Below are 26,356 nucleotides of genomic sequence, written 5' to 3' on the forward strand. Positions count from 1 at the left end.
GCACCATGGATGAGCGAGGCAGCTGGCTTCGGCAAGAGCCTATCGCGGTCTTCTCCGGAACTTTTGTCCGGCTGGCGGTTTTGGATGTATGGTGTGATTCCGGAATGGCCAGGAGGGTATTGGCATGACCACCAAATGCGTTGCGATCCTAGCTCTCGCTGTCGCCATGGGCTCAAGCGCTTGCGCCCCGGCTTTCGCTGGCGACCGGCACCACGACCGCCGGGTCCAATCCGAACGCTACGTTCCCGCCGAAGGCGATCTCATCGACATCCTGTTCGGCGGCCCGCGCTACTACGATCAGCAGTTGGTGACGACGGCCGCCGGCGCGTGCTCCTATCATCGCGTCGGACCCGACGCGAATGCGGTGAACAAGATCAACGACCATCACTGTGGGAAGTAGGCGGCAGGCGGCGCCTCAGCGCCCGCCACTTTCTTTCATCCGCTCGATGATCTCGGCCATCAGCGCGAGGTCGCGGCGTGAATCGGCGAGGTCGGTCAGAGGCTTTGTGCCTTCGGTGATGTGGCGGTGGAAAATCTCGAGTTCATTCGAGAAAGCATCGCCGTAGAGAGGCCCGAAGGTTTTCGTCACCGGGCCGAGCGGGCCGGCATCGGTGACCTCCAGCCGCGTCGGCAGGCTTCGGATGTAGGGCGTGTCGTAGAGAATGCGCACACGCCTGGTGTTCGAGCGCACCTCGATCATGGCGTCGAACAGGCCGAGATCGTCGACCACCGCGTCGTAGAGACAAGCGAAATGGCCGTAGTCGAAGGTGACTGATGTGTTGGCGCCGCCATTGGTGCGGTGCGCGGCCAGCACGCGCGCCGGCTCGCCGATCAGCCCGCGCATCGCCGAAATGTGATGCGAGGAAAGCGCCGTCAGGCCGCGATAGGCGCGCACCAGATCGGTCGGCGCGTCGGCGCCGACCACCTCGCGGATCAGCGCGTCGCGTTCGCTTGCGCCACGCGCCAGCAGGGTAGGGTCTATGTCGTTGGGATAGAGGACGTTCTGGCTCTTCTTGAGAAAGTGCCGGCCTTCCGAGATCAGGTCGAAGATTCGGACATGGGTGATGTCGGCGTATGCCGGCAGTTCGTCCTTGGCCGCCAGATAGGCCGGCGCGTAGCGGCGCATATAGCCGACGAACAGGGTCTTGTCGTAGCCCGGCATCAGCGCCAGCAGATCGTCGATTTCGCGCACCGTCAGGCAGGCGGGCTTTTCCAGCAGGATATGCTTGTTGGCAGCAATCGCCGCCCGCACGAAGCGGCTGTGGGTGTCGTCGGATGACAGCACGAACACCGCGTCGATGTCGGGCGAACTAATCAGCGCCTCGGCCGTGTCGAAGGCCTTTGCCGTCGCAAATTCGGAGGTGACGAGTGACACCAGGCTGGGCGACACGTCGTACACGCCCGCGACCACCCAGCGGTCGCGCTGATCGCCCAGCACAGGCAGATGGATCGACTGCGCGACCTCTCCAAGACCTATCAGTCCGACACGAATTGGTGCCACAGGCGAACTCCCTTTGATTTTAAGTCTGATGCTGCAGGACTATGCCGCGCCGGTGACCAGCGCGACGAGCTCGTTTCCGGACGTTTCGGAAGCGCGCACGGTCGCCGCCATCTTTCCCGCCCGCATCACCCAGATCTGGTCGGACAGGCGGCGGACCTGATCGAAATTGTGGCTGACCAGGATGACTGAGACCGACTGCTCGCGCAGACGCCGGATCAGAGCCTCGACATTGGCGGTCTCCTGCACGCCGAGTGCTGCCGTCGGTTCGTCCATCACCACCAGCTTGGCGCCGGAGCCGACAGCGCGGCAGATCGAGATCGCCTGCCGCTGGCCGCCCGACAAGCGCCGCACACGCTGGTTGATCGACGGCACGTTGATCGACAGGCGCGACAGCATGGAACGGGCCTCGCGCTTCATCGCCTTGCGATCGAGGAAAGCGAACGGCCCGATGCGACGCACGATCTCGCGGTTGAGGAACAGGTTCTGCGCGACCGTCAGTTCGTCGATCAGCGCCAGGTTCTGGTGCACGGTCTCGATGCCGGCCTTGCGTGCCTCGTCGGGGTTGGCGAAGGGCCGCGCCCGGCCGTCGAAGAACAAATTGCCGGTGTCCGGCTGATGCACGCCGACCAGGCTGCGGATCAGCGTCGACTTGCCGGCGCCATTGTCGCCGATGACGGCGGTGACCTCGCCGCGACGGGCCTGGAAGGCGACGTCGGTGAAGGCGCGGATGCCGCCGAAATGCTTGCTCAGTCCTTCGCAGGCGATGATCGCCTCAGCGGCGGGGATGTGATGGAGCGCGCTCATTTCTGATATCGCATGATCAGGGCCGCCAGCACCACGATGGCGCCCACGGCAAGCGGTTGGTAGAAGGCTGAGACGTTGAGCAAGGTCAGGCCGTTGACGAGTGCTGTGAGCATCAGCGCGCCGATCGCCGGTCCCAGAATGCTGGCGCGGCCGCCGAACAGGCTGACGCCGCCCAGCACCACCGCCGCCACCGAATTGAGCAGCAGGCTGGTGTTGATCTGCGGTTCGGCCGAGCCGATGCGGGCGACCAGAAGAATGGCCGCGATGCCGGCGCAGAGACCGGAAATCGTGTAGGCGGCGATCTTGACCCGGTTGGTACGGATGCCGAGCGCGCCGGCGCTTTCCGCCTGGCCGCCGGTCGCCAGCAAATGCACGCCGAAGCGCGTGTGGTAGAGCGCGATATGGGCGACGATGACGGCTGCGATCGCCACCCAGACCGGATAACCGAACGGTCCGAACGAGCCCGAGGCGAGCCTGAGCAGGAAGGTCGAGCCGACCATGGTCGGTTCACCGCCCGACAGGATAAGGCCAAGGCCGGTGATGCCCGACAGCGTGCCGAGCGTCACCACGAAGTCGGGGATCTTGCCTGCGGTGATGATCAGCCCGTTGAGGAAGCCGACCGCGCTGGTGGCGAGAACCGCGAGCACGCAGGCGACAAAGATGCCGTAGCCGGCGGCGTTGACGAGGCCGAGGATGATGGCGCCGAGCATGACGGCTGCCGCTAGCGACAGGTCGATGCCCGAGGTGGCGATGACGAAGGTCTGGCCGATCGACAGCACGACCAGGATCGCAGCCGCCAGCAGCAGCGCCTGCAGATTGGCGACGCTGAGAAAGACCGGCTGGGCGATGCCGAAGACGATGACGAGGCCGACCAGGCCGACGACGGATGCCCAGTCGGCCCAGAAGGAGGGATCGAGGAGGAGAGCCGCCAGGGAGGGGCGGCTCTCCTCCGCACCCGCCGAATGGGCGGCGGGTGCGTTGTCTGCAGGTGTGCTCACTTCAGCATCTCGCGGAAGGGATCGGGATAGTCGCCGCCGGGACGCGGGAAGTTCTTCAGCGAGGCTTCGGCATTGTCCTTGTTGATCAACAGCACCGGCGCCGGCACGTTGGCCGGCAGTTCCTTGCCCTTGGCCGCCACTGCACAGGCCTCGAGGCCCATGGCGCCGACGACATAGGGATATTGGGCGACGGTGGCGGTGAGTTCGCCTGCCGCAATCGACTTGAGCGCGTCGACGATGCCGTCGAGGCCGATCACCTTGACGTCCTTGCCCGAGGTTCGCACGGCGCGCTCGACGCCGAGCGCCATGATGTCGTTGGCGGCGAAGAAGCCGGCGAGGTCCGGATGGGCAGCGAGAATATCGGTGGCGGCGGTCAGCGCCTTTTCGCGATCCCAGTCGGCGCTGACCATCACCACGATGTCGAGTTTACCTTCCACCGCCTGCTTGAAGCCCTTGATGCGGGCGTTGGAGCCGACATCGCCGACTATGCCGGCGACCAGCGCGACCTTGGAGCCCTTCGGCACCAGCTTCAGCATCTCTTCGCCGGCCAGCGCGCCGGCGGCGACATTGTCGGTGCCGATATAGGTCGAGACGGCGAAGCCGGCGGCCTTGGCCTGTTCCGGGTCTATGGTCGAGTCGATGTTGACGATCGGCTTCTTCTTCTGGGCGACCGGCACCAGCGCCTGGACGAGATTGGAGACGCTGATCGGGTTGACCAGGTAGCAATCGAAATCCTGCATGGCCATGGCGGTCAGGCGGTCGGCCTGGCCGGTGGCGTCACCCATATTGGCGGCGGCCTGGACGCTGACATTCACGCCGTTTGCCTTGGCCTGTTCCTCGATGCCCTTCTGCATGGTCTGGAAGAACGGATTGTCGAGGCCTTTGACGATGGCCGCGACTTTCGCCGTATCCTCGGCATGGGCGGGCGCTGCGACGATGGCTGCAAGCATGCCTGCGCCAAGCAGGTTCGTGCCAAGCTTCAGGCAATTGAACATACGCATGGTTTTTCCTCCTCCTGATTGTTTTTATGGGCTGCATCAATGTCGCTGTCCGGTGACTGCAATGTTAGACGGCGCGCAAGCGACCCCGGCGCCTGGCGCGATGGTTCGCCAACAGATTGCTGCCCGCTTTGGAATGTGCGGACTGCAGCCCAGGTCGGGCACTTTTCGATGTCAGGCATTGCTCCTCCCAGAGCGCCGGCCGATGCCAATCCGGCATTTGCGCATGTTTTATAAAAAATTGACACGCGTCAAGATTTAAAAGTGGTGCGTAGCGATTTTGGCTATGCACCCTGGGGGCATGACTGCCCTGCCGGCATGCGCTACAACCAACGCGCGAAAAAATGTGCCGGCCTGGGGAACCACTTGGGGATAGCGGCGTTAGTCGCTACTTTTGCGCAAGAGGGAGGTTTCGGGTGAGGCGTTTAGAGATCCTGGAAGAACCAACGGGTACATTTTCGATTTTCGACGCGATCACGGGGTTGCCGGCAATGGTCGAAGAGGGCGCATGCACCGGGCTTTATCGGCACGAAGTGCCGCAGGAGCTGCTTGCAGCGGTTGAAACGGTCCAACCCGGCGATTTTTCGCCGCTGCCTTCATTGGCGGCTTTGAACGACTGGCAGGTCGATAAAGACGATCTGCTGGCGTGAGCAAAGCCGCCCGGGATCGCATCAAAAAACATACCGTATAGGAAATCACGCCCTGTTGTCGAAAGCGGTGGTGAGGCATGGAAAGCAAGGGGAGGTTGCAGTGCGTCGGGAGGTGAAGCATGTCTGATCAGGACGAGCTGATCCGGGCTGCCATCGGACGGCTGCTCGCCGAGAAGACAGGCGCGGCCGTCATATCGATGAGAGAGAGCATTACCGAGCTTCTGGCGCTGACCGGTGCCGCGCTGGACGACAGACTGCAGGACCTGCTGCTGGAAATGGCCGAAGTCCGTGGCATGATGGTTGCTCTCGACTTCTGAGCAATATCGGCTGAGGTCGATGCGCATCAGTCCGCTACGCCCGCAACGCCTTCACCGGCAGTTCAACACTTACTGCGCCGGCTTCAATGCTGAACCAAGCACCCGGGGTTAAAGATCGAGCGAAACCGCGCCCTGAGGGTGGCTGCAGCATGCCAGGACATAGCCGGCCGACTTCTCTTCAGGGGCCAGCCCGCCGAGATCCTCCATGGCGACTTCGCCGGACAGCTTGGCGATGCGGCATGTGCCGCAAACTCCCTGCTGGCAGGCGGTTGGGACGTAGACGCCACATTGGCGCGCCGCCTCCAGCAGCGTCTCTCCGGGCAAGCAGTTATGCACGATCCCGGAGCGGACGAAACGGACCGAAGATGGTATTGTCGGGGCCGGTTCCAACTGGGGGCTGCTGCCGCCGCCGAAGCTCTCCTGGTGGTACCGTGACGGAGCCACGCCAATCGCATCCAGGCAGGCACGTGCGGCTTTCATGTACGCTTCAGGGCCACAGGCAAAGATAGTGCGGTTGTGGAGATCGGGAACGAGGGTCAGCAGCATCTGACTGTCTATTCTGCCAGTCGGCCCCCTCCAGGTGGGATCTTCCTGGCTACAAACGCACGTTACTTTTACGTTGGGAAAGCGAGAGGCAAGTGCGTCCAATTCCCGTCGAAAGACTATATCACCAGGCGTTCTGGCACTATGAACGAATGAGATATCCTGGTCGGCCGCGCGGTCGGTAAGCGCACGCAGCATGGACATCACCGGCGTTATCCCGCTGCCGCCCGAAAGGAAGAGCGGCTTTTCATAGGGTAGGTCATCGAGATTGAATGAGCCGAGCGGCCCTTCGATCTCGATCTCGTCGCCCGCCCCCAAATTGTCGTGGAGCCAATTCGAAACCAGGCCGCCCGGTGTTCGCTTCACCGTGATCTGCAGGTCGAGCGGTCGCGTCGGTGGTGACGAAACAGAGTAGGAGCGCGTCACCGCGGCACCCTCGATCTTGAGGTGCACGAGTACATACTGGCCCGCGCTGAAGCAGAACATCCGATCCGTCGGGGATGTGAAAACGAAAGTTTTCACATCGGGCGTTTCCTCGATTACACGACGGCAGAGTACAAGCTGCGATGTGGTTTGTGCCCATTGCCGATGATGCCTCATCGGCAGGAGGTCGGGGGCCCCCAAGGAAACGTGTGCGTTCATCATTCATCTCGGTTCGAAGTCGAACCCAAGATGCCAGTTCCAGGCCCCCCGCAACAGAAGCATCCCTCCCGAGTTATGATCGATTATTTCGATTACATATCCAGTGACATCACGGCAACGTGAAGGGCGCGGATTCCCTTGCGGATGATCGGTTCGTGTTTGCGGCGCGCCAGGATGGCCGTGTGGACCGGCTGATGCAGCGTCGGAGCGCCTTCGACGATGAACGATGGGCGTTCGAGGGCGAACCTGCGCGCATCGTCACTTCTCATATAGCAGGTGCCGCCCGTGCGCCGTAGCATCATCTCCGCCAAGGTTTCCGATCCCATGGAAAGGCGACAGATCGCCAACTCGCCGAGCAATTCGGCATGGGCCTTCTCCAGCAGGACCGTATAGCCCGGACGAATGTAGGTTTCGGGGTCGACCTCGGAGAGGGTTCTGGCCACCGTGGAAACCATCACATATTCCTCAACCATCAAATGCTCATAGGAGATTTCGGGTAGGTATCGCGGGGCGTAAAGCACTGCGATATCGAGATTTCCCATGCTCAGGTCGCTGACCATCTGGTTTGAATAATCCGACTCGACATGGATCGACGATTTGGGAAGAGCCTGACACAGCGTCTCCACCCAACCCGGCAAAACCGAGCGGGTCATCCCGACCTGCGCGGCGACGCGCAGGGTTCCTTCGAAACGATTGAACGCCCGGACATCGTGGCGAGCCTGCGACCATGTGGACAGCAAGGATCTTGCATAAGCTTCGAACCGGCGCCCTGCGGCGGTCGGCTCCGCCCCGGCGCGTCCGCGCTGAAACAGTTCGGACCCGATTGCGCTCTCGAGGTTCTTAACGCGGGTGCTGATCGTCGACTGGGTCAATCCTAGCCGATCCGCGGTGCGATTGAAGTTTCTCGATTCGATGATGTCGAGAAAGGTCTCGATGTGATCAAGTTGCATGAAATCTCCAATCGAAAAACTCGATCATATTCCACGTATCATAAGCTTGATCAAACAATACTCAAGGCGGAAGCTGCAGCAGATCAACGGCCGGCAGCGCCGCCGGGACGAGATACGGATACGGAGCGGAAGAAGTGTTCATAGTCGACTGCGACTGTCATAATTACTGGTCAAGCGCCACCGTGTTGGAGCCCTATCTCTCCGGCTTGTGGAAAGACATGTTCATCGAGGGCGAGAAAACAGGTCCCGTTGGCGCCTTTCCGCATGGCCATCGGCCCTGGTTCCACCCGCAGGACTTCTCCCGCAAGGACATCCGTCCGAAAACGGAAGCCGACAACTATCTCATCATGAAAGAGAAGCACCTCGACAAATACAAAGTCGACGTGGCGATCCTGACCGGCGATGAGCCTATCGAGGCGTCGACCCTGGCTAACCCTTACTATGCCAGCGCTCTGGTCAGCGCGTACAACGATTATCAGATCGATCAGTGGTTGCCGAAAGACGATCGTTTCATGGGCTCGATCATCATCGCGCCACAGGATCCGAAGCTCGCTGCCGCCGAGATTCGCCGTCTTGGCAGTCATCCGCGGATGGTCCAGGTTCTCGCCTCCCAGGGGTCCGTCAAGCCGTATGGCGACCCGTTTTACCACCCGATCTACGAAGCCTGCGCGGAAGTGGGGTTGCCATTCGCCATTCATCTGGGCGGGCATGGCGGCGTGAATTCAACTGCCATTGCTCCCGCCCCGACGACATTCTTCTGGGAAACGCATGCCATTCTGCACATGTCGGCGATGTCGCACGTGGCAAGCATGATCGCCCATGGCGTCTTCGAGAAATGGCCGGACCTCTACTTCGTGATCATCGAATGCGGCGTCGCCTGGGTTCCGTCGGTCCTTTGGCGCCTGGACGCTGATTACAAAGCGCTGCGCAAGGAGACGCCATGGCTGAAGATGCTGCCGTCTGAATATTGCCGGCGCAACATCCGCTTTTCCACGCAGCCGCTGGAGCAGCCTGCAAACATCCAACATCTCTGGTCCACGCTCGAAGCGATGGACGGAGAAAACACGCTGATGTTTGCATCGGACTATCCGCACTGGGATTACGACGATGCCAACACGCTGCAAATCCCTCCTGCCTGGAAGAGCAAGATCATGGGACTGAACGCGCTGGAAGTCTACAAACGCATCCCCCGCGCGCAAGCCGCGAATGCCGCCTGAGGAAGCATACGATGCCCGAGAAGACATATATCTGCCGCGTCGACGAGATCGAAACAGGGTCTCCGTTCATCGCCAAGATACGCAGCCTTTCGGTCGGGATTTTCCGCATCGGAGATTCATTCCACGCGCTGCTGAATGTCTGTCCGCACCGTGGCGCTCCGCTTTGCGAGGGGCCGCAATGCGGCACAACCGCGCCCGTTGAACAGGCGCAATTCATCTATCATCGCGAAAACGAGATCGTTCGATGCGCCTGGCACGGCTGGGAGTTCGACATCAAGTCAGGCGCGGCCTTGGTCGATCCGTCCGTTCGCGCGCGCACATTTCCAGTCACCGTCGAAGCCGGCGGCATCTACGTGACGGCCTGATTGGCGCAAGCCGATTGGGATTGGAAAAATTCGAAGAAAGGTGGCGGGAGCCGATAAGCAGATTTGTTCGCCGGTGCTTGACGAGAAATAACGCGGGGAATTCCGCAATGGGAGAGTCAAATGTCAGAATCTGAATACAAGCTTGGTATCGCGCAAAGCCTGATCGGAGGCGGCAAGGTTTCCCGCCGCGACTTCATTCATCTTGGGCTGGCCGCGGGCCTGACGGTTGCCGCCGCCGACCGGCTGTTCGTGAGCACGGCGCGGGCCGAACCAATGCAGGGCGGCTTCGCCAAGCTCGGCATGGCTCATGGCGCGACGACGGATTCGATCGATCCGGCCGGCTACCCCGACACGTTCACACAAACCGCATTTTCGGGCTCGCTGTCCAACAGCCTCACTGAGGTCGACGCCAAAGGCAATGTCCAACCGGACCTCGCCGAGAGCTTTGAAACTTCGGATGGAGCCAAAACCTGGGCCTTCAAGCTGCGCAAAGGCGCAACCTTTCACAACGGCAAGACCGTGACGGCGGATGACGTCGTGACCTCCTTGCAATATCACATGGGCAAGGACACCAAATCGGCGGCGAAATCGCTGTTGGACTCCGTCGCCGACATCAAGGCGGATGGCCCGGAAACGGTGGTTTTCACGCTCAAGAGCGGCAACGCCGATTTCCCTTACATTATGAGTGACTACCATCTGGTCATCATGCCGGCCAAGGATGGCAAGGCGGATTGGGCTTCAGGCGTTCGCACCGGTGCTTTCGTCGTCGAGAATTTCCAGCCCGGCGTTTCGGCCAAGCTCAAGCGCAATCCAAACTACTTCAAGAACGGCAAGCCCTATCTCGATGAGGTGGAGTTCATCGCCATCACGGATCTTGCCGCTCGCATGGCGGCGCTGTCCACGGGGGAGGTGGACTATATCGGCCGCGCCGACCTGAAGACCCTCGGCATGTTGAAACGCAATCCCAAGGTGGAGATCGTCGAAGTCACTGGTTATGGGCACTATACCTTGCCGATGAATGTCACGATGGCGCCATTTGATAATCCAGACGTGCGAATGGCATTGAAATGGGCGATCAATCGCCAAGAAATCGTCGACAAGATCTTTCTTGGCCACGCCACTGTGGCCAACGACAACCCGATCGCGCCGGCCATCAAATTCGCCAAGGATCCGCAACCGCAACACAGCTTCGATCCGGAAAAAGCCAAGCATTACCTGAAAAAGGCCGGAATGGAGAACCTGAAGGTGGATCTCTCGGTCGCCGATGCCGCTTTTGCCGGCGCCGTGGACGCGGCTTCGCTCATTCGCGAAACGGCAGCCCAATGCGGCATCGACGTCAATGTCGTGCGTGAGGCCGAGGACGCTTATTGGGACAATGTCTGGCTGAAGAAACCCTGGTGCGCTTCCTATTGGAGCGGTCGGGCGACGGCCGACTGGATGTTCACGCAAGCCTTCGCCGCCGACTCCAGTTGGAATGAATCCTTCTGGAAAAATCCCCCTTTCAACGAACTGCTTGTCCAGGCGCGCGCCGAGACGGACGAGGCCAAGCGAGCGGCGATGTATGCCGAGATGCAGCAGTTAACCCACGATGACGGCGGCAGCATCGTGCTGGTCTTCAACAATTTCGTCAGCGCCCAATCCAAAAAGCTCGCACACGGTGATGTGGCGCCCAACTGGGAGAACGATGGACTGAAAATGGCCGAACGCTGGTGGATCGCCACGGCATGAGATGGCGGGCCGGAGCCGCGATGGTTTTGAGGCTCCGGTCAGCTGGCTCCGAGTGCAGGGCTGCCGCCCAAAGGGAAACGCCACGCACATGAACCCCGTCGCAAAAACGGTCCTGCAGCGCCTTGGCCTCGGCCTGGTCACTTTGTTCATCGTGTCCATCATTATCTTCTCTGCGATCGCGATGCTTCCAGGCGACTTCGCCAAGGCCACGCTCGGGCAATCGGCGACGCCCGAAACGGTCGCCGCGTTCCAGCGGGAAATCGGCATCGATCGCCCGCCTGTCGAGCGCTACTTCGTTTGGGTCGCCCAGATGCTCCATGGCGATTTCGGCTCTTCGTTTGCGAGCCGCACCGGATATCGGCGTACCGTGGCCGAGATCATCGCACCACGCCTCTACAACACGATGTTCCTTGCAGCGGTGACTGCGCTGATAGCTGTTCCTCTGGCCTTGGGGCTTGGCATTCTGGCTGCGCTGTACCGCAACGGCTGGTTCGACCGGCTGGTGAATGTCGCGACACTGACAACCATTTCATTCCCGGAATTTTTCGTCGCCTATATGCTCGCCTACCTGGTGATCTCGCGCGACACGTTCATCGGATCCGATTTCGCTCAAACGCTGCCTCATTGGCTCACTGTCTTGCTGAACTGGATGCTCAATGCGGTTCCCAAATTTCCGACATTGTCGAATGTGAACGATCAGACGCCATTTTGGGAGCATCTCTGGAAAGTCGCCCTGCCGGCAATCACGCTTACGCTGGTAATCGTGGCCCACATGATGCGCATGACCCGAGCGGCCATCATCAACATGCTGGCAAGCCCCTACATCGATATGGCGCGCCTCAAGGGAATGTCCCCGATGGTGATCGTGCTGAGGCATGCCCTGCCCAATGCCTGGGCTCCGATCGTCACTGTGGTGGCGTTCAACCTGGCGTATCTCATCGTCGGAGTGGTCGTGGTCGAGGTCGTTTTCGTCTACCCCGGCATCGGCCAGCTGATGGTTGACGCGGTGAAATCCAGGGATGTTCCGGTTGTCCAGGCCTGCGCCCTGATTTTCGCCGCGACTTACATCCTTCTCAACCTGCTAGCCGACATTATTTCCATCGCCACCAATCCCAGGCTCTTGCACCCACGATGACCAGATCCGAATCTGTCGCGGCGGTTCAAAGGCTGAGGCGCTCGCGTGCCACCCGGGCGAAAACTGCGCTGAAGAAGGCACCGTTCAGCGCATGGTTCGGCATCGTCGTGATCCTCGGCTACGTCTTTGTTGCGGTCTTCGCGCACTGGATAGCCCCATATGGCGAGACGCAGGTTTTCAGCGAAGCCTTCGCGCCGTGGAGCCAGGAGTTCAAACTGGGAACCGATCAGCTCGGCCGCGACATGCTCACCCGCTTGATCTACGGTGCGCGCAATACCATCGCTATCGCGGTCGCGACCACGTTACTGTCCTTCGCGGTCGGCGTCTCGCTCGGCCTTCTTGCCGCATTGTACAGGGGGTGGCTCGACCAGATCTTGTCGCGTGCAGTGGACGTGCTGATGTCAATCCCGAGTCTGATCTTCGCGCTGGTGCTGCTGACGATCTTCGGCTCGTCGATCACGAGCCTGATTGTCATCATTGCGCTTCTGGATTCCACCCGGGTCTTTCGGCTTTCTCGCGCCGTCGGGCTTAACGTGGCGGTGATGGAATATGTCGAGGTGGCACGATTGCGCGGCGAGGGACCGAAATGGATCATCGCCAAGGAAATCCTTCCCAATGTCATGCCGCCACTGGTCGCCGAGTTCGGCTTGCGATTCTGCTTCGTCTTCCTGACAGTCGCGGCGCTGTCGTTTCTCGGCGTCGGTATTCAGCCGCCGACGGCCGATTGGGGATCAATGGTGCGCGAGAACGCGACCCTGATCACCTACGGCGATGTCACCCCGCTACTTCCGGCCGGCGCGATTGCTCTCCTTACCGTGTCCGTGAATTTCGTGGTGGACTGGTTCCTGCAAGCAACAAGCGGGTTGCGGGATGAAAAGTAGCGGCCCAGGCCCACGCGAAAAAGGAAAGGATCTGCTTCAAATCCGCAATCTGCATGTGGAGGGGTTCTCGGATGAGCGGTGGCATCCCATTGTCCACGGGGTCGATCTGACGCTGAAGCGGGGCCAGGTTCTTGGGCTGATCGGAGAGTCAGGCGCCGGCAAGTCTACCATTGGCCTTGCCGCAATGGGTTATGCCAAGCCGGGCTGCCGGATCACGCAAGGCTCGGTCCTGTTCGACGGGATTGATCTTCTGGCAGTCAATGAAAAAGGGCGCCGTCGCCTCAGGGGCTCCCGCATTGCCTATGTCGCGCAAAGCGCGGCTGCCTCTTTCAATCCGGCACATCGGCTCTTGGAACAAACCGTCGAAACCGCGGTGGCGCATGGACTTGCCGGCCGGGAAGAGGCGAACCGGAGCGCCGTCGATCTTTATCGACGCCTTCAACTCCCAGAACCGGAGACCATAGGCTTTCGTTATCCTCATCAGGTCTCCGGCGGGCAGTTGCAACGGGCAATGACAGCGATGGCAATGGCTTGTCGTCCGGACCTCATAATATTCGACGAGCCAACAACGGCGCTCGACGTGACCACGCAGGTTGAAGTTCTAGCTTCCATTCGCAACATCGTGGAGGAACTCAGCACCGCTGCAATCTATGTGACGCATGACCTGGCGGTGGTGGCGCAAATGGCGGATCGTATCATGGTTCTGCGCCACGGACGTACCGTGGAGGAGGCAGACACACGCCAGATGCTGGCCTCACCCAGCCAGGAATATACAAAAACGCTCTGGGCCGTACGCAAGCTCGCCAAGCCCGAAGTTCCAGCCGATGACTATCTGCTGACGATAGACAACGTTACCGCGGCCTATGCAGGAAAGGTCAAGGTGCTCCAGGATGTCTCCATCAAGGTTCCGCGCGGAAGAACCGTGGCTGTGGTCGGCGAATCCGGTTCGGGGAAATCGACGCTCGCTCGAGTCGTCACCGGCCTTTTGCCGCCAATTTCAGGCTCGATTTCTTTTGCCGGCCAGCTTCTTTCCACGGGCCTGAAGACGCGGCCGAAAGAGGTCCTGCGCCGCATACAGATGATTTATCAGATGCCCGACAACGCCCTGAATCCGCGCCAAACGGTCGAAGAAGTCATAGCTCGGCCGCTCGAATTCTACCTCGGCCTTAAGGGCGCGCGGAGGGATCGCCGGATCGGCGAACTTATGCACATGGTCGAGATGAGCGAAGATTTTCTGGAACGCCTGCCTGGCGAGCTGTCGGGTGGCCAAAAACAGCGCGTCTGCATTGCCCGGGCGTTGGCTGCCGATCCGGAGCTTATCATCTGCGACGAGATCACGTCCGCGCTCGACCAGATCGTCCAAGAGGAAATTCTCAAGCTTCTCATACGTCTCCAACGTGAACTCGGAATGAGCTACATCTTCATTACCCATGACATTGCTACGGTGCGCGCGATAGCCGACGAAATCGTCGTCATGCACCGCGGCAAAGTCGTCGAGCAGGGATTGAAGAGCGAAGTTCTCACGCCACCGCACGCGGCCTATACCGAACGGCTTTTGTCCTCTGTTCCGGAAATGAATCCGGACTGGCTGACAAGGCTGCTGGCCAGCCGGAAGATCTGACGGATCGGCTATCCGCGCCCGGCATGTTCCTCACTGTCAGCTTCCTGGAGCGCTAACGCTGCTCGATCAGCGTCTTCGCCGCATCTTTCCCCACCGAGAGGATGCGATCGGACAATTCCGTTCCGCCCACGGCGCGGGCCATTTGCAGCGTGCCGAGGAGCGTTGCGAAGACAGCCAGCGCCACGCCCTCCGGATCCTTGGCCTGCGGTAGCGCTTGCGCCAACTGGCGCACCAAAGCCAGCAGGTGGTCTGTATAGGCTTCACGCGTCTCAGGCGGCTGACGGGCGAGCTCCGGCAGCAGCGCGGCTGACGCGCAGCCCTTTCCGGGATTGTCCCGGTGCTCGGCCGACAGATACGTGCCGATGGCCATCTCCACGCCCGAAGCTAATGCTTCTGCCAGTTGCTGCGCCTGAAGCTCCATCGCCGCCGCCACGCTTTCGCGGACAAGCTGCGCCTTGGATTGAAAGTGCGGATAGAAGGCGCCGTTCGTCAGCCCGGCGTCGCTCATGATGGTCGCCAGTCCGGACGCGGCGATGCCGTCGCCGCGAAAGCGTTCTGCCGCGACCTCCAGGATCCGTCCGCGCGAGGCGTCCTTCCGGCCCTTTTCGTAGCGCATGGCTGCTATTCCTTTCTGCTATTGCATTATGAGTGTAATCTGATATTACGACTGTAATTCAACGGGCGCAAAAAAGCTAGCCCTCATGATTTTGGAGCACGAAATGAATGCGAATTCCGAAAAAACCGCTGTTGTGACGGGAGCCTCTTCGGGCATTGGCCGCGCCAGTGCCGAGGCTCTGGCAAAGGCGGGGTTCACAGTCTTCGGAACCAGCCGGCGCAAGGCCGACAACGGCCCGGACGGGGTGACCATGCTGGTTTGCGACGTGACCGACGGTGAGGCCGTTGCCGCACTCGTTTCTACGGTGCTGTCGCAGACCGGCCGGATCGACCTCTTGGTCAACAATGCCGGCGTCGGCCAGCTTGGAGGCGCCGAGGAATTCTCGATTGCACAGGTGCAGGCCTTGTTCGACGTCAATCTGTTCGGCGTCATCCGCATGACCAATGCGGTGCTGCCGTCGATGCGGCGGCGTGGCGAGGGGCGCATCGTCAATATCGGCTCTGTGCTGGGACTGGTGCCGGCGCCGTATTCAGCGCATTATTCGGCGGTCAAGCACGCGCTCGAGGGCTATTCGGAATCGCTCGACCACGAGGTTCGTGCCTTCAGTATCCGCGTCTCGGTCATCGAGCCGGCATTCGTTCGCACTGTCTTCGACCAGAACGGGATCCAACCGGATTCGCCGTTGCAGGAATACGATCAGGCTCGAGCTACGCTGGAAGCGCTGCTTCGCGATGTGATGCCTGTCGCCGATCGGCCCGAAGTGGTGGCGCAGGTGGTCGTCAAAGCAGCGACCGATGCCCGTCCGCAACGGCGCTACACCGCCGGCAGGGCAGCGCGCCAGGTCAGCCTGCTGCGTCGCTTTGCTCCCGCGGGGATATTCGACAAGAGCCTGCGCAAACAGTTCCGCCTGCCGGTTTGAACAACAGCGAGCAGAGGATTTTACGCACATGCGACTGGCAACGACAACACGATTGGCCAGCCCCCGCAAGGCGGAGGTGCCAAGCATGACACATGGGTTCAAGCGGTCGCCCCACTTACGGGCATCGTTCCAGGACACGCCAACGCACTCCGTCGATGTCGGCGGCACGGCATTCGTCTATCGGCAGCTCGGACCAAGGACGGGCGTGCCGGTAATCCTGCTGAACCATCTCGGCGCTCAACTGGACAATTTCGATCCACGCATCGTCGATGGCCTCGCCGCGACCCGGTGGGTGATTGCCTTCGACAACAGGGGCGTTGGTGCTTCAGGCGGCAAAACGCCGTCACGCATCGCCGAGATGGCACGGGATGCGGTCGCCTTTGTCCGGGCGCTGGGGTTCGATCAAGTCGATCTCTTCGGTTTCTCGCTCGGCGGCTTCGTGGCGCAGGAGATCGTGCTGACCGAGCCCAGGCTTGTGCGCAAGCTCATCCTGGCCGGCACCGGGCCGGCCGGCGGCCAAGGCATCGACAAGATGACGCCACTGACGATCGTGGACATGATCAAGGGTGCGCTGACTTTTCGGGATCCGAAATACTATCTGTTTTTCACCAGAACGGTGAACGGGCGCCGCGCCGCGAAGGCGTTCCTGCAGCGGCTGACAGAGCGCAAGGCCGACCGCGACAGGCCGATATCGCTTAGCGCGTTCGGCGCGCAACTCCGGGCGGTGAAGGCTTATGGACTACAGGCGCCGCAAGATTTGAGCGTCATCCGCGTCCCTGCGCTGATCGCAAATGGCGATCACGACAGGATGGTGCCGAGCGTCAATACCCACGATCTCGCCCGCCGCATTCCGGGGGCGCAATTGGTGATCTATGCGGATGCCGGCCATGGCGGGGTGTTCCAGAACCACGCGAATTTCGTTCCGAAAGCATTGGCCTTTCTCGAGGCCTGACACCCCTCACCGGGCGGCTTTCGTCCCGAACATCAACAATCTCTCAGAAAGTCACTGCCATGAAGGCATTCGTCGTCGACAAATACAGCAAGAACGGCACGCTGCGGCTGGCCGAAATGCCGGAGCCGAAACTCGGGGACAGTGATGTCCTGGTCGAGGTCCACGCCGCGGCGGTGAACCTGCTCGATTCCAAGGTCAAAACCGGAGAGTTCAAGCTGATCCTGCCCTATCGCCGGCCGTTCATCCTGGGTCACGACGTGGCCGGGAGGGTTGTCCGCGTGGGATCGAAAGTCCGCAAGTTCAAACTCGGCGACGACGTCTATGCGCGGCCGCGCGATGGCCGGATCGGGACGTTCGCCGAGTTCATAGCCATGGATGAAGCCGACGTGGCCCTGAAGCCCGGGAACCTCAGCATGGAGGAGGCGGCCTCGATCCCGCTGGTCGGCCTGACCGCCTGGCAGGCGCTCATCGAAAGGGCCAGCCTGAAGAGGGGACAGAAGGTCTTCATTCAAGCCGGATCCGGCGGCGTGGGGACATTCGCCATCCAACTGGCAAAGCATCTCGGCGCGACCGTTGCGACCACCGCCAGCGCGGCGAGTGCCGGTCTGGTCAAGGGGCTCGGCGCCGATGTCGTCGTCGACTACAGGAAAGACGATTTCGAAAAAGTCCTGTCGGGCTACGACGTCGTCTTGAACAGCCAGGACGCCAAGACACTTGAAAAGTCACTGAATGTGCTGAAACCGGGAGGCAAGCTCATCTCCATCTCCGGCCCACCGGATCCGGACTTCGCCAGGGAAAAGGGACTGAACATGGTGCTGAGGCTGGTGCTTCGCCTGCTGAGCCGCGGTATTCGAGCGAGAGCCAAGCGCCGTGGCGTGACGTTCTCGTTTCTCTTCATGTGGGCGCAGGGCGAGCAGTTGAGCAAGATCGCATCGCTCATCGAAGCCGGCGCGATCCGCCCGGTCGTCGATCGGGTCTTTCCCTTCGAGGCGACCAACGAGGCGCTGGCCTATGTCGAAACAGGACGCGCCAAGGGCAAGGTCGTCATCAAGGTCCGATAGCAACTCAGCTGCGATCGAGGTCAGCCGCGCCGGGCTGCATCGATCGCCGCGACGTCGATCTTCGTCATCTCCATCATTGCATCAAAGGCGCGTTTGGCTTCCTCGCCGCCGGCCGCCATGGCCTCGGTCAACGTGCGCGGCGTGATTTGCCAGGACACGCCCCATTTGTCCTTGCACCAGCCGCACGCGCTCTCCTGGCCGCCATTGCCGACGATGGCGTTCCAGTAGCGGTCGGTTTCCTGCTGATCGTCGGTGGCGATCTGGAACGAGAAGGCCTCGCTCTGCTTGAATGTGGAGCCGCCGTTCAATCCGATGCAGGGAATGCCGGCAACGGTAAATTCGACCGTCAACACGTCGCCTTTCTTGCCGGACGGAAAGTCGCTCGGCGCACGGTGAACGGCGCCCACCCTGGTGTCGGGAAAGGTCTCCGCGTAGAAGCGAGCCGCAGCCTCGGCGTCCTTGTCGAACCAGAGGCAAATCGTGTTCTTTGGCATCGTTGGCATTGCGTGTTCCTTTCGGTGTTGGGGTCGGCGGAGGTCAGCCCAGCAAATTACGTGCCGTGCGCATGAAGATCCTTGACCCGATCGGGATCAGGTCGTCGGGAAAGTCATAGTCGGGATTGTGCAAGGCAGGGTGCCGCTCGCCTGCACCGAGGAAGAACATCGCCGACTTGGCACTGTGGCCGAACAGGCCGAAATCTTCAGAGGCGCGCATCGGCAGGGCTTCTTCGCCGTGCGCGACGCCCTCTTCATCAAGTGCGCGCCGCAGATGCTCCACCGCGTCCGGCGCGTTGACGCTGGCGACGAAGATCTCGTGATAGTCCCAGCGGACGGAAAGGCGATGCTCGCCCGCGATCCTGGCGACCAGTGCTTCGGCAGCAGCGCACAGGTTTGCCATGCGCTCGTCACGCCGGGTGCGCAGCGTGGCCCACACCTCGGCGTGAGCCGGCGAGATGCCGAACACGGCTTCGCCCATCGCGGCATGGGTGACCGTCAGCATGGAGAAGCCGTCGTCGGCGAAGGTCCCGCGCCCGAGCGCCGGCAGCGCCGGCATCAGCTCACTGATCGCCAGCATCGGCGAAATGCCGGTCTCCGGCATGGACGAATGGGCGGTCTTGCCCTCCAGCACGATGCGCATGCCGCGTGAAGCACAGTTGACCACGCCGGCTTTGAGCCGCACCTCGCCAAATGGCACGCCGGGCAGGTTGTGCAATGAGAAAGCGAAATCCGGCGCGATCTCGCCGAAGCGCGGATCGGCGACGACACCTGCCGCGCCATTGCCGGTTTCCTCCGCCGGCTGGAACATCAGCACGACGCGGCCGCTTGCAGGCCTTTCGCGCCCCAACTGACGGCCGAGGGATGCCAGGATCGCGGTGTGTCCGTCATGGCCGCACATATGCGACTTGCCCGGCACGCGCGACGAATGCGGTACGCCTGAAAGTTCTTCGATAGGCAAGGCATCGAGTTCCGATCGGAACAGCACCGTCGGCCCCGCTTTGCCGCTGTCATATATGGCCGCGACGCCGTGCCCGCCGAGTTGTGTCAGCACCTTGTGCGGCCCCGTATCGGCGAGGAAGGCGACAACCTCCCTTGCCGTCTTCTCCTCTTCATTCGAGATTTCCGGGGCCTGGTGCAGCTGGCGCCGCCACGCCGTTAACTCGACGATGTCTCGGTTGGTCAGAGTCATGCCTTTTTAGCCTCCGCTGCATCCTTCATTGACACGCCCAGTCACAGGGGGTGTCGATGATGAATTGCTAGCGATAAAGGGCAGTTCCCGCCACAGTCCAAGTTTCAGGCTTCGGCAGGCCAGAAACGACCCGTTCTCCCGGCCACCCCCCAGCCTATTGATTGATTTCGGGTTCGACGAGCTTTGCCAGATTTCTGAGCGACTCCTGCCAGCCGAGATAGCAGGCCTCGACCGGAATGACGTCCGGAATGCCGGCCTGGGTGATGTCGATTTCGGTGCCGACCGACACTTTTTTCAAGATCACGGTGACCCGGATCTCGCCGGGCAGATTGGGATCGTCGAACCTGTCGGTGTAGAGCAGGCGCTCGCCCGGGACGAGTTCGAGGTACTCGCCGCCGAAGGAATGGCTGTCGCCCGTGGTGAAATTGCGGAACGACATCTTGAACGTGCCGCCGACCTTTGCCTCGAAATTATGAACCGTGCAGGTGAAGCCGTTTGGCGGAAGCCACTTGGCCAGCGCGTCCGCTTCAACGAAGGCGCGATAGACCTTTTCCGGGCTGGTCGTCAGAACGCGGTGCAAACGCACGGTGCCGGGCATATGCTGGATCCTTTCATAAATGCCTGTTCGATACCCCAAGGACGAACGAGGCGTAACAAGTCCGACATTGGTTTGCGAATTTTTTGACGGGATGCGGCCTGCCTCCCCCGCGGGCATGCCGTTCGATGCCGCGCCTATCAACACGAAGCTCGGGCGAGGCGGCGGGCGAACTGCACCGGCTCTGGAGCTGGCGTTCACCTGCTAAATCGGGTTCCTGAGCCATCTTGTTGTTCAGGCGCGGTTTTGCCGATTGGCGGGAAAGGCCGCGCGTCCCGGTCAACGCTTCGAACGCCGCGAAATAGGGTAGCGCGTCTTTGCCGTCCATGTGCCGATCATTAGAATTTGCATTTGATCAGAGTTGATTTCCTATCAGGCCGTTAACGCGGCCATGCTGTTAATCAGCATTTGCTAATGAGTCTTTCGAACCCGAGGCAAGCAATGACCAAGAATCTCGGCAATGCACGTCATACGCCGGCGAAGGACCTGCAGGTCTCCCTTCTAGGCAAAGCCGCGCCGGCACTGTTTCCGCTGGTCGTGGCGGCACTGGGCTACATGGTTGGCAAGCAGTTCTTCGGCATCTAGGCGCGCAGTTCCGTTCTCCCAAACGTTTCGGCGGACCGACCATGTCAACGCGCGGACCGCCGTTTGCATTGCAGCGGCGTGTCGCCGGACATCAACGTCAAACATGCACGTCGCCAAAGGACAGTTCGCCGTCGTCATCGGCCGTGAAAAAGACGATGGCAAGCAACCCGACATAGAATGCGGCCACAACAACCACGATCGCCACACCGGGAACGGGGCCAAGGGCGGCGCTGTCCACGGCTTGGCGAAGCGAGCCGGCAAAGCCGGTCCTGACGCCCACGGTTTGAAGGCTGGGTGTGGATATCTTGAGCACCCAGGCCAGCCAGAGGATCAGGAACAGGTAGATGTAATTCCGCCGCAGCCGACGGGCTAGCGCGACGCGCTGCGACAGCAGGAATTTCGGCGCGCGCAGGCCTTCGCCGACGATGAGCAGCCAGTCCGAGGCGAAGTCGGGCTGTGGGGAAAAGATCTGCGCGAAATAGTGGCGTTCGAACTGGCGTACGCGCGCCCGATAGAAATCGAAGAACCGATAGCGGCGCGCCTCGATCCACAGCAGCAGCAGGATCAGCAGCATGGCGAACAGCAGCACGCCGTGATGCGCACTGGCCGTCGAGAGTGATACCGAAAGCAGCGCCGCCACCACCGTGATTGCCCAATTGGTCGTCAGGTCGAGCCGGTCGCGCCATCCCGCCATGCGAGCGATCTCGGCGCGGTGGAAATGGGACAGCGTGTTGACGCGCTCCGCCGATGAAAGGACGGGGCCAGCGGGCTGTGCCGACGCATCGTTCATGGCATCCTCCGGCAAGGAACAGAACAGTTTGCCGGCAACATCGTTCCAAGACGCGTCACGCAAGAGCGGCATCGGCCACTCGTGATCTATCTCGGCTGCACGGCCCTTGAGAATCCTTCAGCCTTCAGCAACATGGCGGTAGGACTGGGAGCGCGAAGATGAGCAAGGCCATTTCCACCGCATCATCGAGGGTCCCGCGCAACACGCCGATGGCGCTGACCGAGGCGTTGGTCGCGCGCACCATGCGTGCTGTCGAGGATGCCGGGCCGACGCCGGGCATGGTTCACATGACCGATGCCGACTATGCGCGCATCCGCGACGAGGTGCTGGCCGGCGCTCCGGCCGGGCCGCTGAAACTATTTGCCTATGGCTCGCTGTTGTGGAAGCCCGCCGGCGAGGTGAGGGGCGGAGAACGCGCGGTGGCCAGCGGTTGGCATCGTTCGTTCTGCTTCACGGTGCAGCGTTTTCGCGGCACGGTCGAGCAGCCCGGCCTGATGATGGCGCTCGATCGCGGCGGCCAGTGCCAGGGCATGGTGTTCGAGATCGCGGAACCGGTGGCGGCTAACCTCGAAGCGCTCCTGCGCCGCGAAATGACCATCCTGCCCGCCGTCAACGTGCCGCGCTGGCTGCAGGTCAGGACCGAAGGCGGCCCATGTCGCGCGCTTGGCTTCGTCGTCGATCCCGCCAATCCGCGTTATGCCGGCAAGCTCGACAAGCAGGCGATCGCGGCGACGCTGGTGACAGCCGTTGGTCATTGGGGCTCGGGCGCGCAATATCTTTTCGAGACGATCCGCCACCTCGAAGCCTGCGGCATCCGCGACCGCAATTTGTGGCGGCTGCAGGAACTGGTAGCCGAAGAGATCGGGCTAACATCACAACTCACCCGTCCCTGAGCCATACCAGCATCTCGCCGGGCTCGCGGTTGTCCCAGGCGAAATAAGGAATGGCGGTCAGGCGCGTCTCGGCGGTGGCCGGCGGCTCGGGCCTGTAGAGCCCGTCCCGCCACCCGTCGGCGGCATCGGCAAGTGCCGCGGTCGACAGCGTCACCACGCCGCCGAGAAGTTCCGGCCGGTGCTGCGCTTCGATGGTGGCCGTCCGCGGCAGCGTCAGGCGATGCGGCTGGCTGTCATTGTCTGATGCCTCGACGCAATAGATCAGCGGGCCGCGCGACAGCGCGACGCGGCCGGCATCCTGGCGCACCTGCGGGTTGGCATAGAGCCGCTCGATCGGCATTTCGAGATCGAGCCGGATATTGTCGCCCTTCTTCCATGTCCGCTTGATCGCGGCGTAGCCGTCGCTGGTGATCTCAGCCAGCTTGATGGCCTCGCCGTTCACCTTCAACTGGGCACTGGCGCTCCAGGCTGGAATGCGCAGGTGCAAGGTGAATTCGACCGGCGCCTGCGGTTCGAGCACGATCTCGACGGCGCCGTCCCAGGGATAGCGGCTCGTCTGCGTCACGCCGACCGGGACGCCCGATATGTCGAAACGGGCGGTCGAGTCGCCATAGAGGTGGATGGCCAACGCGTCGTCGGCCAGGCTGTAGAAATAGCTGCCGATCGAGGCGACCATGCGCCCGATATTGGGTGGGCAGCACGGGCAGCGGTGCCATTTCCACCTGTTGTGCTTGCCCCGGCTTTCCAATGGATTCTCGTAGAAAAACAGCGAGCCGTCGAGCGACAGGCCCGAGATCGAACCGTTGTAGAGGGCGCGTTCCATCATGTCGGCGTAGCGCGCATTCGGCCCCATGCCGAGCATGCGGCTGGCCCAGAACACCAGGCCCACCGCTGCACAGGTCTCGGCATAGGCGCTCTCGTTGGGCAGGTCATAGTCGCTGGTGAACCCCTCATTGTGCGCCGATGGCCCGAGCCCGCCGGTGATATAGAGGCTCTTGGTGGTGAGATCGTCCCACAGAAGGTCGAGCGCCGACCGCAGCGTGTCGTCGCCATATTCGGTGGCGATGTCGGCCATGCCGGAATAGAGGTACATCGCCCTGACCGCGTGGCCGACGACCTTGTCCTGCTCGCGCACCGGGATGTGCGACTGGCTGTATTCATAGGTCTTGAAATGATAGGCCTTCGGGTCGGCGCCGCGGGCGCGGGCCTCCTCGTCGAAATAATGCGGCTGCTGCCCGCGCTGGTCGATGAAGTATTTGGCCAGCTCCATGTATTTCCGCTCGCCTGTCACCCGCGCCAGCTTGACCAGCGCCAGCTCGATCTCCTCATGTCCGCAATAGCCCTTCTTCTTGCCGGGCTCGGGGCCGAGCACCGACGCGATATGGTCGGCATAGCGGCACATGATGTCGAGCAGCTTGCGTTTTCCCGTCGCCTGGTAATAGGCGACCGCGCCCTCGATCAGGTGGCCGGCGCAATAGAGCTCGTGGCAGTCGCGCAGATTGGTCCAGCGCTTGCCGGGCTGGATGCGCTGATACCAGCTCGAGAGATAGCCGTCCTCCTGCTGCAGCTTGCCATACATGTCGATGACGGCATCGATCTTCTTCTCCAGTTCGGGGTTCTTGCGCCGGTAAAGCGAATAGGCCGCGGTCTCGATCGTCTTGCCGAGATCGGAATCCCAGAACATCTGCGTGGTCACCGTCGATCCAGTGAATTCCGCGCCCTGGCGGTCGGCTTCGTCGGGGGAGGGCGAGTGGAAGGGGATGACTATGCCGGGCGAGGGGCGGTCCGGATCGATCTGCTCCAGCATGCGGGCCTCGACGCAGCGCTCGTAGAGGATGTCGGCGGTGCGTGTGGCGACAGCGTCGGCGCGGTCGCCCCAGAAGCCGTGCACGTCGACCTGCGGCACCGGCAGCGGGCGGAAGGCGAGCTTCGGTTTTCCGGTTTTTGCGGATGGCGATGCGGTCATGAACTTACTCCATTCTATTTGACGGCCCCGGCCATCAGGCCGCGGATGTAGAAGCGCTGCAGCGCCAGGAAGAGGATGAGGCACGGCACCATCATCACGGTGACGCCCGCCTGCACCGCGCCCCAGTCGATGGCGCCGAAGCGGCCCGACTGCAGTGCGGTCATCATCACCGGCAGCGTGAACTTGGACTGGTCGGTCATCAGCACGAGGGCGGCGAGGAATTCGTTCCAGGCGCCGAGGAAGGCAAACAGGGCGATGGTGACCACGCCCGGCCAGACCAGCGGCAGCATCACTTTCAAAAGCATGGTGAGATTGCTGGCGCCGTCCATGCGGGCGGCCTCCTCGATTTCGCGCGGCACGGCGTCGAAGGCGTTGCGCATCATGAAGATCGAGAACGGCAGTTGCAGCGTCACATAGACGCCGACCAGGCCGGTCAGGGTGTTGTGCAGGCCAAGCTTGGTCAGCACCAGGAAGATCGGCGTCAGGATCGACTGAAACGGGATCATGATCGTCGACAGGATGAGGATGAAGAACAGGTCCTTGAACGGAAACCGGAACCGCGAAAAGCCGTAGCCGGCCAGCACGCTGACGGCGACCGACAGCACCACCGTCATCACCGAGACATAGATGCTGTTTTGCGCCGAGACCCACAGCCCGTCGCCGAAGCTGTTGAGCGTGGCATAGTTCTCCAGCGAGAACCCCGACGTCGGCCACGGCGGCAGCGGCGGCAGGCGTGCTTCGGCCGCCGGCTTGAACGCCGACAGCACCGCCCAAACAATCGGCGCGGCGAACAGCACCGAGGCGACGATGCCGGTAGAATGCTCTGCGACGCGGCTCAGGAGCCGGCGGCTACGGGAGGCTGCCTGCGCCATCAGTCGAGACCCTCCGGCTTGCGCAACAACCATAGCTGGACGAGGCTGAGCGCCACCAGGATGACCAGCAGCACCATGGAAAGTGCCGCGCCATAGCCGAGCTTGAACGACACGAAGGACTGGTTGAAGATCCAGTAGACCGCCGTCAGCGTCTGGTTGCGCGGGCCGCCGCGCAGGATGATGTAGAACTGGTCGAAGGCGAGGATCGAGCCGGCGACCGACAGGATCAGCGCCAGCGCCAGCGTGCGGCGCATCAGCGGCAGGGTGATCGCCCTGAACCTGGCGAAAGGCCCGGCACCGTCGATGACGGCCGCCTCCTGCAGGTCCTGCGGGATCGATTGCAGGCCGGCCATCAGGATGATCATGGTGAAGCCGGCGACCTTCCAGACGACCATGGCGATGATCGACCAGAAGGCCGGCTGGAAGGTGGCCAGAAGGTTGAACTTCCTGTCGATCAGTCCGAGGTCGTAGGCAGCCGGGCTGAACAGGCCGGAATCGACATTCAGCAACCACGACCAGAGCAGGCTGGCCGAGGCGAAACCGACAACCGCCGGCATGAAGAACATGGTGCGGTAGAGATTGGTCAGCGGCCGCGGCCGTTCGACGAACAGCGCCAGCGGAAAGGCCACCACGAAGATCGCGATGGTGACGATCACCGTGTAGAAGGCGGTGAAGCGCAGCGCGTTCCAGAACCTGGTGTCGCGCAGGATGGCGACGTAGTTGCCGAGGCCGATGTAGCTATGCTCGCCCATCAAGGGCCAGTTGTGCAGCGACATCCACGCCGTCATGCCGAGCGGGATCAGGAAAAAGACGACGACCAGCGCGACAGCCGGCGCGACATAGAGCAGGCCGATCCATTGTTGGCGGCTGGCGACCCTGCGGGCGCGGGGCGGGGCAGGGGTTGCTGCGGTGATGACGGTCATGGCTGTTCCCTTGGCGCTGCGTCCCCCTCCCCCTTGAGGGGAGGGTCCGGCCGTAGACCGGGGGTGGGGTCCTCTGCGGAGCGCGCCGACATCAAGAAACGTCGAGCACTGCGGTGGCGACCCCACCCGGACCTGCGGTCCGACCTCC

The 26,356-nt window shown here is 61.9% G+C and carries 29 protein-coding genes; 14 read left to right on the top strand and 15 right to left on the bottom strand.

The annotated features are described in order from the left end of the window. Positions 1–124: 124 nt before the first annotated feature. Entirely contained in the window at positions 125–400 is a 276-nt protein-coding gene (locus NP503_RS02000) for a hypothetical protein (protein ID WP_127269574.1), read from the top strand. Between the two features lie 15 nt (positions 401–415). Here the strand turns inward: NP503_RS02000 and NP503_RS02005 are convergent, their stop codons facing one another. Genes NP503_RS02005 through NP503_RS02025 form a run of 5 tightly spaced genes read right to left on the bottom strand, consistent with a single transcriptional unit; the run spans position 416 to position 4,483 of the window. Next, positions 416–1,501: a Gfo/Idh/MocA family protein gene (locus tag NP503_RS02005; RefSeq protein ID WP_127269573.1), complete on the bottom strand. Its 1,086-nt coding sequence runs from the start codon at positions 1,499–1,501 to the stop codon at positions 416–418. A gap of 39 nt (positions 1,502–1,540) precedes the next feature. Beyond that, positions 1,541–2,305, bottom strand: coding sequence for an ATP-binding cassette domain-containing protein (locus NP503_RS02010; RefSeq protein WP_127269572.1), 765 nt, complete (start codon positions 2,303–2,305; stop codon positions 1,541–1,543). Continuing rightward, positions 2,302–3,303, bottom strand: coding sequence for an ABC transporter permease (locus NP503_RS02015; protein ID WP_127269571.1), 1,002 nt, complete (start codon positions 3,301–3,303; stop codon positions 2,302–2,304). Before NP503_RS02015 ends, NP503_RS02010 begins: the two co-directional genes overlap by 4 nt. Continuing rightward, complete coding sequence (locus NP503_RS02020; RefSeq protein ID WP_127271023.1) at positions 3,300–4,304, bottom strand: substrate-binding domain-containing protein; 1,005 nt, start codon at positions 4,302–4,304, stop codon at positions 3,300–3,302. The genes NP503_RS02015 and NP503_RS02020 overlap by 4 nt, the downstream gene beginning before the upstream one ends. Beyond that, entirely contained in the window at positions 4,283–4,483 is a 201-nt protein-coding gene (locus NP503_RS02025) for a hypothetical protein (RefSeq protein WP_127271021.1), read from the bottom strand. The genes NP503_RS02020 and NP503_RS02025 overlap by 22 nt, the downstream gene beginning before the upstream one ends. A 234-nt stretch (positions 4,484–4,717) precedes the next feature. On the opposite strand from NP503_RS02025, the gene NP503_RS02030 reads away from it, so the two are divergent. Both NP503_RS02030 and NP503_RS02035 read left to right on the top strand, forming a co-directional pair. Continuing rightward, the gene (locus NP503_RS02030; protein ID WP_127270217.1) at positions 4,718–4,951 is read left to right on the top strand and encodes a hypothetical protein; all 234 of its coding nucleotides are present in this window, start codon (positions 4,718–4,720) and stop codon (positions 4,949–4,951) included. A 119-nt stretch (positions 4,952–5,070) separates the two neighbouring features. After that, on the top strand, positions 5,071–5,268 hold the full coding sequence (locus tag NP503_RS02035; protein WP_127270219.1) for a hypothetical protein: 198 nt from the start codon (positions 5,071–5,073) through the stop codon (positions 5,266–5,268). Between the two features lie 108 nt (positions 5,269–5,376). Here NP503_RS02035 and NP503_RS02040 read toward each other — a convergent pair whose 3' ends face one another. Beyond that, a complete protein-coding gene (locus NP503_RS02040) occupies positions 5,377–6,333 on the bottom strand; it encodes a hybrid-cluster NAD(P)-dependent oxidoreductase (protein WP_206517159.1) in 957 nt (318 codons plus the stop codon). A gap of 212 nt (positions 6,334–6,545) precedes the next feature. Continuing rightward, complete coding sequence (locus NP503_RS02045; RefSeq protein ID WP_127270220.1) at positions 6,546–7,403, bottom strand: LysR family transcriptional regulator; 858 nt, start codon at positions 7,401–7,403, stop codon at positions 6,546–6,548. Between the two features lie 134 nt (positions 7,404–7,537). Here NP503_RS02045 and NP503_RS02050 point away from each other — a divergent pair, with 134 nt between their 5' ends. The 6 genes from NP503_RS02050 (at position 7,538) to NP503_RS02075 (ending at position 14,350) form a co-directional block, all read left to right on the top strand. Further along, positions 7,538–8,620 (top strand): amidohydrolase family protein, encoded by a 1,083-nt coding sequence (locus NP503_RS02050; RefSeq protein ID WP_023809365.1) that lies wholly within the window; start codon positions 7,538–7,540, stop codon positions 8,618–8,620. 11 nt (positions 8,621–8,631) lie between these two features. After that, complete coding sequence (locus NP503_RS02055) at positions 8,632–8,985, top strand: Rieske (2Fe-2S) protein (RefSeq protein ID WP_023809364.1); 354 nt, start codon at positions 8,632–8,634, stop codon at positions 8,983–8,985. A 120-nt stretch (positions 8,986–9,105) separates the two neighbouring features. Beyond that, positions 9,106–10,713: an ABC transporter substrate-binding protein gene (locus NP503_RS02060; protein ID WP_127271018.1), complete on the top strand. Its 1,608-nt coding sequence runs from the start codon at positions 9,106–9,108 to the stop codon at positions 10,711–10,713. 88 nt (positions 10,714–10,801) lie between these two features. Continuing rightward, entirely contained in the window at positions 10,802–11,848 is a 1,047-nt protein-coding gene (locus NP503_RS02065) for an ABC transporter permease (protein WP_127271017.1), read from the top strand. Further along, complete coding sequence (locus tag NP503_RS02070; RefSeq protein ID WP_127268722.1) at positions 11,845–12,729, top strand: ABC transporter permease; 885 nt, start codon at positions 11,845–11,847, stop codon at positions 12,727–12,729. Before NP503_RS02065 ends, NP503_RS02070 begins: the two co-directional genes overlap by 4 nt. Beyond that, positions 12,719–14,350, top strand: a complete 1,632-nt coding sequence (locus NP503_RS02075) for an ABC transporter ATP-binding protein (RefSeq protein ID WP_127268723.1) — start codon at positions 12,719–12,721, stop codon at positions 14,348–14,350. The genes NP503_RS02070 and NP503_RS02075 overlap by 11 nt, the downstream gene beginning before the upstream one ends. Positions 14,351–14,402: 52 nt before the next feature. On the opposite strand, the gene NP503_RS02080 is transcribed toward NP503_RS02075, so the two are convergent. Continuing rightward, positions 14,403–14,966 (bottom strand): TetR/AcrR family transcriptional regulator, encoded by a 564-nt coding sequence (locus NP503_RS02080; RefSeq protein ID WP_127268724.1) that lies wholly within the window; start codon positions 14,964–14,966, stop codon positions 14,403–14,405. Between the two features lie 103 nt (positions 14,967–15,069). Between NP503_RS02080 and NP503_RS02085 the strand changes: the two genes are divergently transcribed. From NP503_RS02085 to NP503_RS02095, 3 genes are all read left to right on the top strand, one after another. Next, the gene (locus tag NP503_RS02085) at positions 15,070–15,885 is read left to right on the top strand and encodes an oxidoreductase (protein ID WP_127268725.1); all 816 of its coding nucleotides are present in this window, start codon (positions 15,070–15,072) and stop codon (positions 15,883–15,885) included. Positions 15,886–15,970: 85 nt separating this feature from the next. Then, complete coding sequence (locus NP503_RS02090) at positions 15,971–16,837, top strand: alpha/beta fold hydrolase (protein WP_127268726.1); 867 nt, start codon at positions 15,971–15,973, stop codon at positions 16,835–16,837. 59 nt (positions 16,838–16,896) lie between these two features. Beyond that, positions 16,897–17,898, top strand: a complete 1,002-nt coding sequence (locus NP503_RS02095) for an NADP-dependent oxidoreductase (protein WP_127268727.1) — start codon at positions 16,897–16,899, stop codon at positions 17,896–17,898. 20 nt (positions 17,899–17,918) lie between these two features. Here NP503_RS02095 and NP503_RS02100 read toward each other — a convergent pair whose 3' ends face one another. From NP503_RS02100 to NP503_RS02110, 3 genes are all read right to left on the bottom strand, one after another. After that, complete coding sequence (locus NP503_RS02100; RefSeq protein ID WP_174800353.1) at positions 17,919–18,392, bottom strand: VOC family protein; 474 nt, start codon at positions 18,390–18,392, stop codon at positions 17,919–17,921. Positions 18,393–18,435: 43 nt separating this feature from the next. Further along, positions 18,436–19,584 (bottom strand): amidohydrolase, encoded by a 1,149-nt coding sequence (locus tag NP503_RS02105; RefSeq protein WP_127272573.1) that lies wholly within the window; start codon positions 19,582–19,584, stop codon positions 18,436–18,438. Between the two features lie 154 nt (positions 19,585–19,738). Further along, complete coding sequence (locus NP503_RS02110) at positions 19,739–20,182, bottom strand: SRPBCC family protein (protein WP_127272572.1); 444 nt, start codon at positions 20,180–20,182, stop codon at positions 19,739–19,741. Positions 20,183–20,620: 438 nt separating this feature from the next. Here NP503_RS02110 and NP503_RS02115 point away from each other — a divergent pair, with 438 nt between their 5' ends. Continuing rightward, the gene (locus tag NP503_RS02115) at positions 20,621–20,764 is read left to right on the top strand and encodes a hypothetical protein (RefSeq protein ID WP_127271038.1); all 144 of its coding nucleotides are present in this window, start codon (positions 20,621–20,623) and stop codon (positions 20,762–20,764) included. A gap of 97 nt (positions 20,765–20,861) precedes the next feature. Here NP503_RS02115 and NP503_RS02120 read toward each other — a convergent pair whose 3' ends face one another. Further along, a complete protein-coding gene (locus tag NP503_RS02120) occupies positions 20,862–21,554 on the bottom strand; it encodes a DUF2270 domain-containing protein (protein ID WP_127271036.1) in 693 nt (230 codons plus the stop codon). Positions 21,555–21,712: 158 nt separating this feature from the next. On the opposite strand from NP503_RS02120, the gene NP503_RS02125 reads away from it, so the two are divergent. Next, on the top strand, positions 21,713–22,447 hold the full coding sequence (locus NP503_RS02125) for a gamma-glutamylcyclotransferase (RefSeq protein ID WP_127271035.1): 735 nt from the start codon (positions 21,713–21,715) through the stop codon (positions 22,445–22,447). Here the strand turns inward: NP503_RS02125 and NP503_RS02130 are convergent. From NP503_RS02130 to NP503_RS02140, 3 genes are read right to left on the bottom strand one after another with little or no spacing between them, the layout of a single operon-like run. After that, positions 22,434–24,413, bottom strand: a complete 1,980-nt coding sequence (locus NP503_RS02130; protein WP_127272571.1) for a glycoside hydrolase family 127 protein — start codon at positions 24,411–24,413, stop codon at positions 22,434–22,436. The genes NP503_RS02125 and NP503_RS02130 overlap by 14 nt on opposite strands. Before the next feature lie 14 nt (positions 24,414–24,427). Continuing rightward, positions 24,428–25,285 (bottom strand): carbohydrate ABC transporter permease, encoded by an 858-nt coding sequence (locus tag NP503_RS02135; protein ID WP_127272570.1) that lies wholly within the window; start codon positions 25,283–25,285, stop codon positions 24,428–24,430. After that, complete coding sequence (locus NP503_RS02140) at positions 25,285–26,208, bottom strand: carbohydrate ABC transporter permease (RefSeq protein WP_127272569.1); 924 nt, start codon at positions 26,206–26,208, stop codon at positions 25,285–25,287. Before NP503_RS02140 ends, NP503_RS02135 begins: the two co-directional genes overlap by 1 nt. Positions 26,209–26,356: the final 148 nt, after the last annotated feature.

Source organism: Mesorhizobium sp. SEMIA396 (assembly GCF_024518615.1).
In the GTDB taxonomy this organism is placed as follows: Bacteria; Pseudomonadota; Alphaproteobacteria; order Rhizobiales; family Rhizobiaceae; genus Mesorhizobium.

What these genes read in the sequence shown, in the direction of transcription:
- NP503_RS02000 (WP_127269574.1), top strand. Translation starts at nt 125, where the DNA reads ATGACCACCAAATGCGTTGCGATCCTAGCTCTCGCTGTCGCCATGGGC.
- NP503_RS02010 (WP_127269572.1), bottom strand. Translation starts at nt 2,305, where the DNA reads ATGAGCGCGCTCCATCACATCCCCGCCGCTGAGGCGATCATCGCCTGC.
- NP503_RS02020 (WP_127271023.1), bottom strand. Translation starts at nt 4,304, where the DNA reads ATGCGTATGTTCAATTGCCTGAAGCTTGGCACGAACCTGCTTGGCGCA.
- NP503_RS02025 (WP_127271021.1), bottom strand. Translation starts at nt 4,483, where the DNA reads ATGCCTGACATCGAAAAGTGCCCGACCTGGGCTGCAGTCCGCACATTC.
- NP503_RS02035 (WP_127270219.1), top strand. Translation starts at nt 5,071, where the DNA reads ATGTCTGATCAGGACGAGCTGATCCGGGCTGCCATCGGACGGCTGCTC.
- NP503_RS02045 (WP_127270220.1), bottom strand. Translation starts at nt 7,403, where the DNA reads ATGCAACTTGATCACATCGAGACCTTTCTCGACATCATCGAATCGAGA.
- NP503_RS02055 (WP_023809364.1), top strand. Translation starts at nt 8,632, where the DNA reads ATGCCCGAGAAGACATATATCTGCCGCGTCGACGAGATCGAAACAGGG.
- NP503_RS02060 (WP_127271018.1), top strand. Translation starts at nt 9,106, where the DNA reads ATGTCAGAATCTGAATACAAGCTTGGTATCGCGCAAAGCCTGATCGGA.
- NP503_RS02065 (WP_127271017.1), top strand. Translation starts at nt 10,802, where the DNA reads ATGAACCCCGTCGCAAAAACGGTCCTGCAGCGCCTTGGCCTCGGCCTG.
- NP503_RS02070 (WP_127268722.1), top strand. Translation starts at nt 11,845, where the DNA reads ATGACCAGATCCGAATCTGTCGCGGCGGTTCAAAGGCTGAGGCGCTCG.
- NP503_RS02075 (WP_127268723.1), top strand. Translation starts at nt 12,719, where the DNA reads ATGAAAAGTAGCGGCCCAGGCCCACGCGAAAAAGGAAAGGATCTGCTT.
- NP503_RS02080 (WP_127268724.1), bottom strand. Translation starts at nt 14,966, where the DNA reads ATGCGCTACGAAAAGGGCCGGAAGGACGCCTCGCGCGGACGGATCCTG.
- NP503_RS02085 (WP_127268725.1), top strand. Translation starts at nt 15,070, where the DNA reads ATGAATGCGAATTCCGAAAAAACCGCTGTTGTGACGGGAGCCTCTTCG.
- NP503_RS02090 (WP_127268726.1), top strand. Translation starts at nt 15,971, where the DNA reads ATGACACATGGGTTCAAGCGGTCGCCCCACTTACGGGCATCGTTCCAG.
- NP503_RS02095 (WP_127268727.1), top strand. Translation starts at nt 16,897, where the DNA reads ATGAAGGCATTCGTCGTCGACAAATACAGCAAGAACGGCACGCTGCGG.
- NP503_RS02100 (WP_174800353.1), bottom strand. Translation starts at nt 18,392, where the DNA reads ATGCCAAAGAACACGATTTGCCTCTGGTTCGACAAGGACGCCGAGGCT.
- NP503_RS02105 (WP_127272573.1), bottom strand. Translation starts at nt 19,584, where the DNA reads ATGACTCTGACCAACCGAGACATCGTCGAGTTAACGGCGTGGCGGCGC.
- NP503_RS02110 (WP_127272572.1), bottom strand. Translation starts at nt 20,182, where the DNA reads ATGCCCGGCACCGTGCGTTTGCACCGCGTTCTGACGACCAGCCCGGAA.
- NP503_RS02115 (WP_127271038.1), top strand. Translation starts at nt 20,621, where the DNA reads ATGACCAAGAATCTCGGCAATGCACGTCATACGCCGGCGAAGGACCTG.
- NP503_RS02120 (WP_127271036.1), bottom strand. Translation starts at nt 21,554, where the DNA reads ATGAACGATGCGTCGGCACAGCCCGCTGGCCCCGTCCTTTCATCGGCG.
- NP503_RS02125 (WP_127271035.1), top strand. Translation starts at nt 21,713, where the DNA reads ATGAGCAAGGCCATTTCCACCGCATCATCGAGGGTCCCGCGCAACACG.
- NP503_RS02130 (WP_127272571.1), bottom strand. Translation starts at nt 24,413, where the DNA reads ATGACCGCATCGCCATCCGCAAAAACCGGAAAACCGAAGCTCGCCTTC.
- NP503_RS02135 (WP_127272570.1), bottom strand. Translation starts at nt 25,285, where the DNA reads ATGGCGCAGGCAGCCTCCCGTAGCCGCCGGCTCCTGAGCCGCGTCGCA.
- NP503_RS02140 (WP_127272569.1), bottom strand. Translation starts at nt 26,208, where the DNA reads ATGACCGTCATCACCGCAGCAACCCCTGCCCCGCCCCGCGCCCGCAGG.